This window comes from Bradyrhizobium sp. GCM10028915, from assembly GCF_042666195.1.
GTDB classification, from domain to species: Bacteria; Pseudomonadota; Alphaproteobacteria; order Rhizobiales; family Xanthobacteraceae; genus Bradyrhizobium; species Bradyrhizobium canariense_D.
On the sequence record NZ_JBHTFN010000021.1, the window covers coordinates 249,927 to 263,297 of the forward strand.

A 13,371-nucleotide genomic window follows, 5' to 3' on the forward strand; every position below is an offset into this window, starting at 1 on the left:
CTAGCCACCTCTCATGACATCGGAGAGTTTTGGCCAGGACGATTGCTCGCGCTCGTCATGCGCCGGCGCCGAGGTGCGCTCGCCGGCGCGCAGTTTTGCCGATCGCGCACGCGGGTTATGCGCGACTTCGTTTTCGCCCGCGATCACCGGCCGCCGCGTCAGCAGCTGAAAACTCGGCACCGCCTGAGACACTTCCGGCAAATGGCGTGAGCCGCCACCCGTCTTGCTGCGCAGGCTAAGGAAATTCTTGACGATGCGGTCTTCCAGCGAATGGAACGAGACGACAACGAGGCGACCACCGGGCTTGAGCACGCGCTCGGCAGCGATGAGCGCGCTCTGGAGTTCCTCGAGCTCTTCGTTGACGAAGATGCGCAGGGCCTGGAACGTCCGCGTCGCCGGGTGAATATCGCCGGGCTTGGACCGAACCACCCTGCCGACGAGCTCGGCGAGCGCGCGCGTGGTCGTGAACGGCGTCTCCTGACGGTCCGCGACGATAGCGCGGGCGATCCGGCGCGACTGCCGCTCTTCGCCGAGAAGATAAATGATGTCGGCGAGATCGCCTTCCGAGGCGCGCGCCACGACATCGGCCGCAGTCGGGCCTGCCTGCCCCATCCGCATGTCGAGCGGACCATCGAGGCGGAACGAGAAGCCGCGGCCGGCCTGGTCGAGCTGCATCGAGGATACCCCGACGTCCATCACGACGCCGTGGACGCCATCGATGCCTTGAGCCGCGCAGACCTCGGCGAGGTTGGAGAAACGATCTTCAACGAGGGTCAGCCTGCCCGCCGAGCGTGCGACGAGCTCGGCGCCGCCCTCGATCGCAGTACGGTCGCGATCAATGGCAATCACCTGGGTTCCCGGCACGTCGAGGATCGCGCGGCTGTAGCCGCCGGCACCAAAGGTCGCGTCGATATAAAGGCCACCTTCGCGCGGGGCGAGGTGGTCGATGGCCTCGCGGCCAAGAACGGGGATGTGCGGAGCCGAGCTCATGCGCCAGGCCTGCCGATCGCCCCGCCGGACTCCCAAGTGAGATCGGGGACGAACAAGCTCATAACGCCTCGAATGATTCCGCGTCGCGGCGGTTCCACGACCCAACCCCCGTCCGATATGGTTACCGTGCCCGGTCGTCCCGGGCCACCAACCCAGTATTCCCCTTGGAATTTGTCGGGCAGCCATGGGATTTCGAGCCAAAATACGCTTTGGCCGCCTCCGGACGCGGGTCGGCTCTTCATCTCTCAGTAACGGCCCTTAGCGTTAAGAAAGCGTTGATCGGCTCGCGACAAGTCGAAAAGCTGACGCGGCGGTGATGCTTCATCCACACACATGCGCCAAAATGCATCCGTTAACCTCGTCGCGCGGTTGCGCACGGTGGAGGGTAAAGGAATAGTAAAGAAAAGGGCTTGGCCCACTCTCTGTCTGTCTCGAGCTATTTATGTCGTCCGGTTCGTCCACGCCGTCTGGATCTGATTCGAAGCGTCAACGCGTTCTGCCGGTTCCCAAAGCCGCCGCGAACATGCGGACGTTCGAGCCGGATTCCTCGATCGTCTCCGACATCATCCCCTCACCGAACCATGGCGACCGCAACAAGGGCCGCCAACCCGATATGATTGTGCTGCACTACACCGGCATGCCCGACGTCGAAGGTGCGCTGGCGCGGCTCTGCTCCGCGGGCACAGAGGTATCGGCACATTATGTCGTGCTGGAAGACGGCCGCATCGTGCAATGCGTGCCGGAGGCCAGGCGCGCCTGGCATGCCGGCGTCTCGTCCTGGTCCGGCGAGGACGACATCAATTCCTGCTCGATCGGGATCGAGATCGTCAATCGCGGCCACGACTGGGGCTATCCGGAGTTTCCGCTGCGCCAGATCGCCGCCGTGATCGCGCTGTGCCGCGGCATCATGCTCCGCCGCAAGGTGCCCGCGCACCGGGTGCTCGGCCATTCCGACGTGGCGCCCGCGCGCAAGAAAGATCCCGGCGAGAAATTTCCGTGGCATTCGCTGGCCAATTCCGGCGTCGGCCACTGGGTCACGCCCGCACCGGTGGTGCGCGGCGAGAGCCTGATGCTCGGCACCATCAGCGACGAGGTGCTGAGCCTGCAGCAAGCGCTCGCCAGATACGGCTACGGCGTTCCCCTCACCGGCAAATACGACGCCGCGACCATGGAAGTCGTCACCGCGTTCCAGCGCCATTTCCGCCCGGCGCGACTGGATGGGGTCGCGGATCACTCGACGCTGTCGACCTTGCAGGCGCTGTTGGGGAGTCTCCCTCAGGAGGCTACGACCGTCGCGACGAAGTGACGACGACTGCCACACACCCCGTCATTGCGAGCGAAGCGAAGCGAAGCAATCCAGACTGCCTCCGCGGAAGCAGTCTGGATTGCTTCGTCGCAAGTGCTCCTCGCAATGACGGAGTATGTGGCGACTACTCCATCTCCCGCATCCTTCGCGCGTACAGCCGGCGCAGCGGCTCTAATTGCGTCGCCTCCGTCGCAGCGCGATAGGCCTCGCGCGCCTCCTCATTCCGGCCGAGCCGCCGCAACAAATCCGCCCGCACCGCTGGCAGCAGCTCATAGCCATGAAGCGCGCCGCGTGCGGCGGTCGCATCCACGAGATCGAGTGCGCGCGCGGGCCCATCGACCATCGACACCGCCGCCGCGTGGTTGAGTTCGATCACCGGCGACGGATTGATCCGCAGCAGCACTTCATAGAGCCCGGCAATCTGCGGCCAGTCTGTCTGCTCGTAGCTCGGCGCACGCGCATGCAGCGCAGCGATCGCGGCTTGGACTGCATACGGCTGCGGCCGGCCGGGCACGCGCAGTGCGTCGTCCACCAGGCGCAGACCCTCCTCGATCTGTGCATGGTCCCACTGCGAACGATCCTGCTCTTCCAGCAGCACGATGTCGCCGGCGGCGGTCTGGCGCCCTGCGCGGCGCGCATCGTGCAGCAGCATCAGCGCCAGCAGGCCCTTGATCCCGGCTCGATCGGGTAGCAGCCGGTCGAGCAAGCGGCCAAGCCGGATCGCCTCGGCGGCAAGATCGGGTCGCATCAAATCCGCACCGGACGTCGCCACGTAGCCTTCGGTGAAGACGAGATAGATCACGGCAAGCACACCATCGAGCCGCGGCACCAGCGTGTCGCGCTCGGGGACCTCATAGGGAATGCCGGCGAGCCTGATCTTCTGCTTGGCGCGGACGAGACGCCGCCCCATCGCCTCCTCAGTGACGAGGAAGGCGCGCGCGACCTGCGCCGTGGAGAGCCCGCAGACGGTGCGCAGCGTCAGCGCGACCTGGACTTCGGGCGCAAATGCCGGATGGCAGCAGGTGAAGATCAGCCGCAGCATGTCGTCGTCGAGCATCGCCGGCGGCTCGACGGGCGCTTGCGCGTTCAGCTCGAGCTCGTGCACGAGTGCCTGCTCCTTGCCGCGGAAAACGGCCTGGCGCCTGATACGGTCGATCGCCTTGTGCCTGGCGACATTGACCAGCCAGGCACGCGGATTGTCGGGGACCTCGCACGCCGGCCAGCGCTCCAGTGCCACCGCAAAGGCGTCCTGGAGCGCGTCCTCGGCGAGATCGAAATCACCGACGAGGCGGATCAGCGTGGCCAGCGCCCGCCCCGCCTCGTCGCGGAAGATCTTGTCGATCTCGCACAATGTCATAAGTCGATGCGCGGCTGCGCCATCACTTGTCGTAGACCCAGATCGGCCGCACCTCGATCGAGCCGATGCGCGCCGAGGGAATCCGCGACGCGATCTCGATCGCAGTATCGAGATCCTTGGCCTCCACGAGGTAATAGCCGCCGAGCTGCTCGCGCGTTTCGGCAAACGGGCCGTCGGTCGTCAGGGTCTTGCCGTCGCGCACGCGGACCGTCGTCGCGGTCGTGGTCGGCTGCAAACGGTCGCCGGCCTTGAAATTGCCGCTCTGGATGATGCCTTGCGTGAAGGTCTGATATTCCGCCGTCATCTGCTGGCCGGCCGCCGGACGCATATTCGCGTACTCGGCTTCGTTCTGGTAGATCATCAGCAAATACTGCATCGGTTAACTCCTGTTGCACGGCTGGATCGCCGACATCCAGTCGAACGGGACACGCACCCAACGACATCTTCAGGATAAATTATTTCGGGCGAACCGTGCATGGCGTTATCGGCTTGCGGAACCGACACAAATGCTTCATGCGTAAGCCGTCAGTCGGCCGGACGGCCGCTCCGGCAAGTGCCGAAAGGCCGCCGGGGAGGAAAGTCCGGGCTCCCTTGACATACGGTGCCGGATAACGTCCGGCGGGGGCGACCCCAGGGAAAGTGCCACAGAGAACGAACCGCCCGCCGTCGCCCCTTCGGGGCTTTGGCGCGGCAAGCCCTCGGGCCTGCCGTGCCGTAGCAGCGCAAGCTGCGTAGGCAGGTAAGGGTGAAAAGGTGCGGTAAGAGCGCACCGCGGCTGCGGCAACGGAGCCGGCATGGTAAACCCCACCGGGAGCAAAACCGAATAGGGACGGCATAGCGGAGTGTTCGCGAAAGCGATAACGCCGCGGGGCGATGTCAGGCCCGCCGTCCGGGTAGGTTGCTCGAGGCCATGTGCAAACATGGTCCCAGAGGAATGGCCGTCACGTATCGTTCGCGCAAGCGGACGGTGCCCTACAGAACCCGGCTTAGAGGCCGGCTGATATCTTCAACGAGGGGTTCGATGCTGACTGCATCGGGCCCCTCACCATTTGGGGGCTTGCTATCCGACGATCTCTTGCAACACACCCATCAGCGCCTCCGGCGCTGTCACATTCGGCGCATGGCTCGCATCGAGTTCGAAAGTGCGCCAGCCATCCTCGGTCTTGGTGCGCTTCGCGAACTGCCCGAACACGTCGCCCGGCGGAATGCGCGTGCAATAGATGTAGCTGCGCGGCATCGCCGGCTCGCCATGTTCGAGCGTTAGCTTCGTCTCGAAGCATTTGATCGGCATGTTGATCCGGCGTGCGTTGAGCCAGTCGAGATCGGCCTGCGGGGTATCCGGCGGCGGCGGGTTCGGCGGGATGCGGTAGCCGTCGCCTGAGCTTGCAGCCTTGCGCATCGGCTCGCGCCCGCCCTCGTGGAGATCGAACAGCGATTGGCCGTCACGCGGCACGAAGGCGTCGAGATAGATCAATTGCGTCACCCGCTCGCGCGCGCGATCGGCGACACCGGTGGCGACCATGCCGCCATAGCTGTGGCCGAGGAGCACGATGTCCTCGAGATCCTCGAACCTGATGACGTTGAGAATGTCCTGGATGTGCGTGTTGAGATCGATCGCGGGACTGGCCAGATGCGCGCGCTCGCCGAGCCCGGTATAGGTCGGCGCAATGAGGCGATGGCCGGCCCTTGCCGTCAACGGATGCATCTTCTTCCAGGCCCACCCGCCGGACCACGCGCCGTGACAAAGCAGGAAGGTTTTTGAGCGTGCGGCCATCGGCGTTTCCATCGTTCTTGTTTGTACGATGGAGTGTAGCGGCCGGTCCCGCGATGTAAACGCTACGGCCCCTTAAGCCGCGCGCGCGTTCACCTTCACGAGGACGGCTGCAGGCCGACCGGCTTCGCGCCGCAGCTTGCCCGCCTCAAAACCATGCATGCCGATCTGCCATTGCAGCCCGACGATGGCACCCTTGGTCGGCTGCAACAGCGCGAGCGAAGCGAACAACGTCACCGGCAGCCACACCACCAGTTGCAGCCAGACGGCCGGCGCATAGGCGGTCTCGACCGCGAGGATTGCCGGCACCACGAGATGGCCGACGACGACCATCACGAGATAGGCCGGGAAATCGTCGGCGCGCTGGTGGAACAGCTCCTCGCCGCAATGGTCGCAGGTATCCGCCACCTTCAGGAAACGGCCGAACGCGTGCCCCTCGCCGCAATTGGGGCATTTGCCCAAGAAACCGCGCCACATCGCTTTCGTGAGAGAGACTGAACCGGTCGCCATGACCCCACCTCTTCCTTTTCTACGATCCATACAATAATATCTTGTATCCATACATTCAAAGGATATGGGCCTTCATTGCATGGATTGGACCCCTACAATCTCGGAGCTGAGCGGGCCGCGCTATCAGCGCATCGTCGAAGCCATGGAGGCCGATATCGCCGCCGGCCGGCTGGTGCGCGGCCAACAATTGCCGACGCAGCGGGCGCTGGCAAAGGCGCTCGGCATCGACCTCACCACGGTGACACGCGCCTACACCGAGGCGCGGCGCCGCGGCATCATGGAGGCCCGGGTCGGCCAGGGCTCGTTCGTGTCGGAGACCAGCGCGCGCCGCGTGGTCGATCTGCCGCATCCCGTCGCGATCGACCTCTCGATGAACGTGCCGCCGCAACCTCTCGAAGCGCAGCTCGACGAGCGCATCATCGCCGGGATGGAAGCCATCCGCGCGCAATCGGGCCTGACCGCGCATCTCAACTACCAGCCGCCCGGCGGCAGCGCACACGAGCGCGAGGTCGCGGCGCGATGGATGCGCCCCCGCGTGCCGCATGCCCATGCCGACAGGCTCGTGATCTTTCCCGGCGCACAGACGATCCTGTTCAACCTGCTCGCCCACCTCGCCCGGCCCGGCGACATCGTGCTGACGGAAGCCCTCACCTTCCCCGGCATCAGGGCCGCCGCCGCGCGCCTCGGCGTCAGACTCGTCGGCGTCGCGATGGATGACGGCGGCATCCTGCCAGAGGCGCTGGCAAAGGCTTGCCGCACGCATAGACCGAAAGCGGTCTATCTCATTCCGACGCTGCACAATCCGACCACCGCGACGCTTCTCCCCGAGCGCCGCAGCGCCATCGCCAAGATCATCAACGATGCCGATACGATTCTGATCGAGGACGATGCCTACGGGCTGCTCGATCGCTCGGCATCGCCGATCGCCAATCTCATTCCGGATCAGACATATCTCGCGACCACGCTGTCAAAATGTATGGCGCCCGCACTACGGGTCGCCTATCTAGTGACGCCCGACGGCAGCTCGCAGCGGGAGATGCGTAGCTCTTTGCAGGCGACGGTGCAGATGCCGGCGCCGCTGATGGTCGCGCTGGTGACGCATTGGATCGAGACCGGGATCGCCGACCGCATCATCACCGCCATCAGAAGCGAGGCGATCGGCCGCCAGCAGCTCGCGCAACGGGCGCTCAAGGGATTTGAGTTCCAGGCCAAGCCCGCCGCGCATCATCTGTGGCTGCGGCTGCCGGAGGACCGTCCCGATGTCGCGGCGCATCTGCTGCGGAATGGACTGGCAGTCGTCGCCGGCGAGGCCTTCACCGTCGACGGGACCGCACCACACGCGGCACGCGTCTCGCTAGGCGCGGCGCGCAACCGGGCGGAATTGACGGAGGCGCTGCGCATCCTCATGAGCGCGCTGCACAGGCCCGCCGACACCCGGCAGATCGTCTAGCAAATACCTATCGATGCTGCCGGCGATGGTGGGAGCGCACGACCGGCGCAACAGCCGATGGATAAGCTTGCGATGCGTAGGCATCGCTCGGCTGGCCGAGAGCCCCGCGCGCGGCGGGCGTGAGCTGGCCGCCATTCAGAACGTCGCGGTCGGGATGGGCAGCCTGATAGGCCGCAGGCTCGGAAAACTGGGCCTGCGCCATGGTCGGCATCAAGGCCGCCGCCGACACTAGTGCGGCCGCGACGGCAATCTTCGTGCGGGTCATCGTCCTTCTCCATATCTCATTCGGGAGACTGGCCGATCGAACCGCATGATGGCGTCGAGCGGGCCCCCAGTTTGAAGTACGAGCGTCATGTAGGCCTGTCTTTCGCGAACGCCCGCTGCTGGGGATCACGCTTGCGTGCGGTTTTGAAATTGACCTGCACGGCCGCAGCTGTGCTATGCGAGCGATGGCGATCAACAGTTCGGGATCGTCAAGATAACAGGGACAATCTGTTGGAAATACTCACCTACGGGCTGCTGCTGCTCGGCGCACTGGCCGGGGGCTTCGTCTCGGGCCTTGCCGGTTTCGGCACGGCGCTGATGGCGCTCGGCATCTGGCTCTACGTGCTGCCGCCCTCGCTCGCGGTGCCCCTGGTGCTGATCTGCTCGGTGATCGCGCAGAGCTCGACGCTGCCGTCGATGTGGAAGAGTTTTGATCTCTCGCTGGTCTGGCCGTTCCTGATTGGAGGACTGATCGGCGTGCCGCTGGGCACCATGCTGGTCGCCTCCGCCGATCCAAAAGTGTTCAAGCTGAGCGTCGGCGTGCTGATCCTTGTTTTTTCGACGGCTCTCTATCTGAACAAGCGGCCGCTCGCCGTCACGTTCGGCGGCCGCATTGCCGACGGCGCGATCGGTTTTGCCGGCGGCATCTTGGGTGGCCTTGCCGGACTGTCGGGGCCACTTCCGATCCTGTGGGCAAACATCCGAGGCTGGAACAAGCACGAGCGGCGCGGCATCTTCCAGCTCTTCAATTTCACCGTGCTCGGCGCCGCCTTGGTGTTGCAGACCGCCTCGGGCCTCGTCGCGTTCAAGGTGGTCTGGCTCGCAGTGATCGCATTTCCGGGCACGCTGATCGGCGCATGGGCCGGCGCGCGCGTCTATCATGCGCTGAGCGACAAGCATTTCGGCGATGTCGTGCTCGGTCTGTTGTTCCTGTCGGGCCTCGGCCTGGTCTGGAACAGTTTGGGCACGCACTAACTCCGTATTGTCTTCGCGGCGAGCGCCATGCCGCCGCCAATGCCGACGCCAAGCACGTAGATCCAGCCCTCGGCGAAATCGAACAGATGCGAGTTGAGCAGCGAGGACAGCATGTTCTGCACCACGACCAGAAGGCCGACCCAGCAGGCCAGCCCCTCTCCGCGAAACAGCGAGAGGTGCGCGAACCAGAGCGCATAGAGGATCACGACGCCCGACGCGCCCCACTGCACGGCGACATTGAGCGTCTGGTTGTGGGGATCACCGACGATTTCCGCTCGAACCCCGCTCTCGCCGACAGCCGCGCGCGCGAACAGGCCGCGGATCGCCCCGGTGCCGTGACCGAGCAGCGGCGCGTCCGCGGTGAACGCCAGCGATTTGCGCCAAAACTCCAGTCGTGACCCCATGCCGCTGACATCATTGCCGGCGATGCTGACCTCATAGTCTCCGTTGAATTTGGCGACTGTTGCGCGCAGACGCGGCGAGGCGGTCCACAGCAGCACGGTCAACAGCCCCATCGCGCCGACGGCGAAGAGTGCGGTGCGGCGGCGCAAATGCAAAAGCGCGAAGACCACGATCAGGATCGGCAGCGTCACCAGCGCTGTCCGCGAGACCACGACGAACATCATGTTGGCGAGGAATCCGATCGCGAGCGCCACGAACAGCGCCGCGACGCGGTAGCGGCCTCGTCGCAGCAGCGACACGCTCGGGTAGACCAGCGCGATCGCACAGAGCGCGAACTCCTGGCTCTGGTCGATATAATTGCGCACCGCGATCCCGCTTTCGACCTTGTAGGGCCCGCGCGACAGATAGAGTTTCAGCGACAATGCGGGATCGACGGCGACGGCGAAGGAATAGAGCATCAGTGCCGTGCAGGATACCAGGAACGCGGAAAACACCCAGCCGCCAAACGGCCAACGCTCGAACTGGTAGATCAGAAGCGGAATTACCAGCAGCTTCGCCGCCGGGCCGATCGCATGGATTCGGTCCGGCCACGGCGCATCCGACCAGAGCGTGCCGATGGCGGCGAGTAGGACCAGCGCAATCGGCAGCAGGCAGATTGGCCGAAGCAGCGAACGCGGAAATTCGCGAAGGTCGAGGAACGCGAACGCGATCAGCCAGGGAATGAGCGCGAAAATGAGCCCGGTCGTGGTCCACGGCAACAGCAAGGCGATCAGCGCGACGAAGCGGGCTGGCGTGCGATAGCGTGCCGCCCAGATCGCGGCGAGCCAGGAATTGGGCCGCTGCTCGTTCAACACCTCGGTCATTTGGCCCCTGCAGCCGATCCCCACGGCGCGGCAAGTTTGCCGGAGCCGTGGGGCGGGGACAAGCGATCGCTACGCTGGCGCGCGTACAGGAGACGCCACGCGCTTGGGCGCAGCCGGCTCCGGGGACTTCTCATGCCGGAGCGTGGCAAGGCGCTTCCTGAATTCACGCCGTAGCAGCCACAAGCTCAGGGCCGCCTGCAGCGTGGTTGCCGCGATCGACAGGTACCAGACGTGCTCGATCCGGAAGCCCGGCCGCGTCGACAGCCAGATCGCCGGCAGCGAATAGGTGAGCACGCGCGTTGCCGAACTCCACAGCACCGGCTTGGTATTGCCGAGGCCCTGGAACATGCTCGAGCAGGTGAAGATCACGCCCTGCGCCACCATGTTGAGCGAGATGATCCGCAGGAACAGGAACGCGATCTCCATGGTTTCGCGGTCGTTCGAGAACCCCGAGAGCAGGAGCTGCGGCTTCAACTGCGCGAGGCACATGAAGCCTATCATCACGACACTGGTGATCAGCGCCGCCTTGACGAAGGTTTCGCGCACGCGCTCGCCTTTTCCGGCGCCCATGTTCTGGCCGGCGATCGGCCCAGCGGCGAGCGCAACTGCAAGCGCCGGCATCTGGATCAGGCCCAGGACCCGTTGTCCGATCCCGAAACCGGCCTGCGCCGCCGCACCGAAATCGCGCAGCACGAAATAGACCACCGCCATGAGGATGAACATCATCGCGAACTCGCCGCCGGCAGGCAGGCCGACATTGAGGATGCGCCTCAGATGCTGCGCCTGCGGACGCCACTGCGCCGGATTGAAGGCGACATAGCGTTCGACCTTACGAAAATGCGCAAGCAGCATCACGACGCCGATCAACACCGCGATCGAGCTCGCCAGCCCCGCACCGGCAACGCCGAGCGCATGGCCCGTGCCCAAGCCCGCGATCAGAACCGGCGCCAGCGCGATGTTGATGGCCACCGCAAGCGCCTGCACCAGCATCGTGGGACGCACGATGCCGGTAGCGCGCAGCGCGGATCCCATCACCTGGCTCGCGAATTGCAACGCGAGCGCCGGCATGAACCACAGCAGATACGTGGTCCCCGCCTCGATCGTGGCTTCGTCCGCGGCGATCGCATGCATGTAGGCGCGCGACAGCGCCGCGCCTGCGACCAGGGTCAACAGTCCGAACAGCACCGACAGCACGATCGCCTGATTGAAGATCAAATTGGCATCCGGCCGATCCTTGCGTCCCACGGCATGCGCGATCAACGACACCGCGCCGACGCCGAGCACCTGCATCAGCGCGTTGATGAGAAAGCCGGCATTGCCGGCCGCCGCCACGCCCGCGACCGCGGCATCGCCCAAGCCCGAGACGAAGTACAGATCGACCAGCTGGCAAAGCATGATCGTGACCATACCGACCATGATCGGCGGTGCCATGCCCAGAATGTGCTTCGCGACGGAGCCGTTGGTCAGGTCTTTCATTTCACCCATCCTTGACCGATTCCTTGGCGACGCGGCCGACATTGGTCCGCCGGCCGCGCGCCACTCATTCCGCTGCTGCGATCTGTCCGAGCTCCACCACCTGGCGCTCGAACAGGCCGCGATAGATGCCGCCGGGCCTGGCCGCGAGCTTGGCATGCGTGCCTTGCTCGACGATCTCGCCGCGGTCGAACACCAGGATGCGATCGAGGCTCTTCACCGTCGAGAGCCGGTGCGCGATCACGATCGAGGTGCGGCCTCGCATCAGCCGCTCCATCGCCTGCTGGATCAGCGCCTCGGATTCCGAATCGAGGCTCGAGGTCGCTTCGTCCAGGATCAGCACCGGCGCGTCCGCCAGGAAGGCGCGCGCCAGCGCCACGCGCTGCCGCTCGCCGCCGGAGAGCTTGACGCCGCGTTCACCGACCAGCGTGCCGTAGCCCTTGGGCAGGCGCAGGATGAAGTCATGCGCGTTGGCCAGCCGTGCCGCCTGCTCGATCGCCTCCAGGCTGGCGCCGGGCCGGCCATAGGCGATGTTCTCGGCGAGCGAGCGGTGGAACAGGATCGGGTCCTGCTGCACGACCGCGATCTGGCTGCGCAGCGAATGCTGCGTGGCCTTGGCGATGTCTTGCCCATCGATCAGAACGCGGCCGCCGGTGACGTCGTAGAGCCGCTGCACCAGCTTGACGAAGGTGGTCTTGCCGGAGCCGGAGCGGCCGACGAGACCGACGCGTTCGCCGGCGCGGATCGTGACCGACAGTCCGTCATAGAGCGGCGCATGATGGCCGCCATAATGGAACGTGACGTCGTCGAACACGAGCTCGCCGCGCTCGATCGCAATCGGCCGCGCGTCCGTCGCATCCGCAATCCCGATCGGCTCGTCGTGGATCGCCACCAGCTCCTCCATGTCATTGACCGAGCGCTGCAGGTTGTTGATGTGCATTCCGACGTCGCGCAAATAGGCATGGATGACGTAGTAGCTCGTCAGCACATAGGTGACGTCGCCGGGCGAGGCTCGCCCCGACATCCACAGCAGCACGGCGCCGCCGATCACGGAGGCACGCAGGGCCAGCAGCACCGAGAGCTGCGCCAGATTGGTGTAGTTGTAGCGCAGCCAGGTCCGCCGCACGCGCACGCGCCAGCGGTTGACGACACGGGCAAGCCGCGCATCCTCGCGCGCTTCCGCGCCGAACGATTTCACCACCGCGTTGCAGGTCAACGCATCCGCCAGCGTGCCGCCGACCTTGGTGTCCCAGGCATTGGAGATGCGCGCGGCCGGCGCGATGTAGCGCGTCGAGAACAGCACCGTCATCGTGACATAGGCCAGCGCGCCCAGCGCGATCACCGCGCCAAGCGAGGCCCAGTGCAGGCCGAGCAGGATCATCGACCCGATCAGCACCAGCAGCGACGGCGCCAGCGCCATCAAGATGGTGTCGTTCAACAGGTCGAGCGCCCACATGCCGCGGGTGACCTTGCGCACCGTGGATCCCGCAAAGGAGTTGGCGTGCCAGTCGGTCGAGAACCGTTGCACGCGCATGAAGGCTTCCTGCGCGACCTCGGACATGATCTTCAGCGAGAACGGCACGATGGCCTGGAGGCCCGTCAGCCGCAGCACCATGGAGGCCGCGCCCAGCGCCACGATACCGCCCAATGCCATCAGCGCAGCGTCACGCGCGGCGGGATCGGATGGGCCGCGCGTCAGAGCGTCGACCAGATGTCCGGAGAAGACCGGCATGAACAGGTCGGCGATGGTCGCACCCAACAAGCCGCCGGCGACGACGAGGGTACGCCCCGGCTGCTTCAGCCAGTGCCGGAACACGAAGGGCAGCACCACGCGTATCGCCGCGGGCCTTTTTGACAGAGCGGTCATGGCATCATCCGGCCGCTTATGGCGCGGGCCGGCTCCATTGATGGACGCAGGCCGGCCGCGAGGGCCGAGACGGCGTCACTTAAAGTTGGTTTTGACTTGGGAAGCGGGGCGATCGGGACCAGGAGCCCAATCGAAGCTGGCGG

General features: G+C 65.4%; 12 protein-coding genes and 1 other RNA gene. 4 read left to right on the forward strand and 9 right to left on the reverse strand.

The features are described 5' to 3' along the window. Positions 1–990: a 16S rRNA (cytosine(1402)-N(4))-methyltransferase RsmH gene (gene rsmH, locus ACFQX9_RS13005; protein ID WP_377788804.1), complete on the reverse strand. Its 990-nt coding sequence runs from the start codon at positions 988–990 to the stop codon at positions 1–3. A 523-nt stretch (positions 991–1,513) separates the two neighbouring features. Here rsmH and ACFQX9_RS13010 point away from each other — a divergent pair. Beyond that, on the forward strand, positions 1,514–2,296 hold the full coding sequence (locus ACFQX9_RS13010; RefSeq protein WP_085385400.1) for an N-acetylmuramoyl-L-alanine amidase: 783 nt from the start codon (positions 1,514–1,516) through the stop codon (positions 2,294–2,296). Positions 2,297–2,420: 124 nt separating this feature from the next. Here the strand turns inward: ACFQX9_RS13010 and ACFQX9_RS13015 are convergent, their stop codons facing one another. Continuing rightward, positions 2,421–3,653, reverse strand: a complete 1,233-nt coding sequence (locus ACFQX9_RS13015) for an RNA polymerase sigma factor (RefSeq protein WP_377788806.1) — start codon at positions 3,651–3,653, stop codon at positions 2,421–2,423. Between the two features lie 22 nt (positions 3,654–3,675). Next, positions 3,676–4,029 carry a YciI family protein gene (locus ACFQX9_RS13020; RefSeq protein WP_007600836.1) on the reverse strand — a complete coding sequence of 118 codons (354 nt, stop codon included), beginning with the start codon at positions 4,027–4,029 and terminating at the stop codon, positions 3,676–3,678. Positions 4,030–4,178: 149 nt separating this feature from the next. On the opposite strand from ACFQX9_RS13020, the gene rnpB reads away from it, so the two are divergent. Continuing rightward, positions 4,179–4,658, forward strand: an RNA gene (gene rnpB, locus ACFQX9_RS13025) — RNase P RNA component class A. A 55-nt stretch (positions 4,659–4,713) separates the two neighbouring features. On the opposite strand, the gene ACFQX9_RS13030 is transcribed toward rnpB, so the two are convergent. Together ACFQX9_RS13030 and ACFQX9_RS13035 are read right to left on the reverse strand one after the other, a co-directional pair. Further along, entirely contained in the window at positions 4,714–5,427 is a 714-nt protein-coding gene (locus ACFQX9_RS13030; protein WP_377788808.1) for an alpha/beta fold hydrolase, read from the reverse strand. 72 nt (positions 5,428–5,499) lie between these two features. Next, positions 5,500–5,964, reverse strand: coding sequence for a DUF983 domain-containing protein (locus tag ACFQX9_RS13035; RefSeq protein ID WP_085385397.1), 465 nt, complete (start codon positions 5,962–5,964; stop codon positions 5,500–5,502). Between the two features lie 49 nt (positions 5,965–6,013). On the opposite strand from ACFQX9_RS13035, the gene ACFQX9_RS13040 reads away from it, so the two are divergent. Continuing rightward, entirely contained in the window at positions 6,014–7,384 is a 1,371-nt protein-coding gene (locus tag ACFQX9_RS13040) for a PLP-dependent aminotransferase family protein (RefSeq protein WP_085385396.1), read from the forward strand. A 7-nt stretch (positions 7,385–7,391) separates the two neighbouring features. Here the strand turns inward: ACFQX9_RS13040 and ACFQX9_RS13045 are convergent, their stop codons facing one another. Beyond that, positions 7,392–7,649, reverse strand: a complete 258-nt coding sequence (locus tag ACFQX9_RS13045; RefSeq protein ID WP_018454225.1) for a hypothetical protein — start codon at positions 7,647–7,649, stop codon at positions 7,392–7,394. A gap of 230 nt (positions 7,650–7,879) precedes the next feature. Here ACFQX9_RS13045 and ACFQX9_RS13050 point away from each other — a divergent pair, with 230 nt between their 5' ends. Further along, a complete protein-coding gene (locus tag ACFQX9_RS13050; protein ID WP_085349094.1) occupies positions 7,880–8,623 on the forward strand; it encodes a sulfite exporter TauE/SafE family protein in 744 nt (247 codons plus the stop codon). Here the strand turns inward: ACFQX9_RS13050 and ACFQX9_RS13055 are convergent. The 3 genes from ACFQX9_RS13055 to ACFQX9_RS13065 form a co-directional block, all read right to left on the reverse strand. Further along, complete coding sequence (locus tag ACFQX9_RS13055) at positions 8,620–9,888, reverse strand: O-antigen ligase family protein (RefSeq protein ID WP_377788812.1); 1,269 nt, start codon at positions 9,886–9,888, stop codon at positions 8,620–8,622. The genes ACFQX9_RS13050 and ACFQX9_RS13055 overlap by 4 nt on opposite strands. A gap of 69 nt (positions 9,889–9,957) precedes the next feature. Beyond that, on the reverse strand, positions 9,958–11,364 hold the full coding sequence (locus ACFQX9_RS13060; protein ID WP_018454222.1) for an MATE family efflux transporter: 1,407 nt from the start codon (positions 11,362–11,364) through the stop codon (positions 9,958–9,960). A gap of 64 nt (positions 11,365–11,428) precedes the next feature. Continuing rightward, entirely contained in the window at positions 11,429–13,228 is a 1,800-nt protein-coding gene (locus ACFQX9_RS13065; RefSeq protein ID WP_368507236.1) for an ABC transporter ATP-binding protein, read from the reverse strand. Positions 13,229–13,371: the final 143 nt, after the last annotated feature.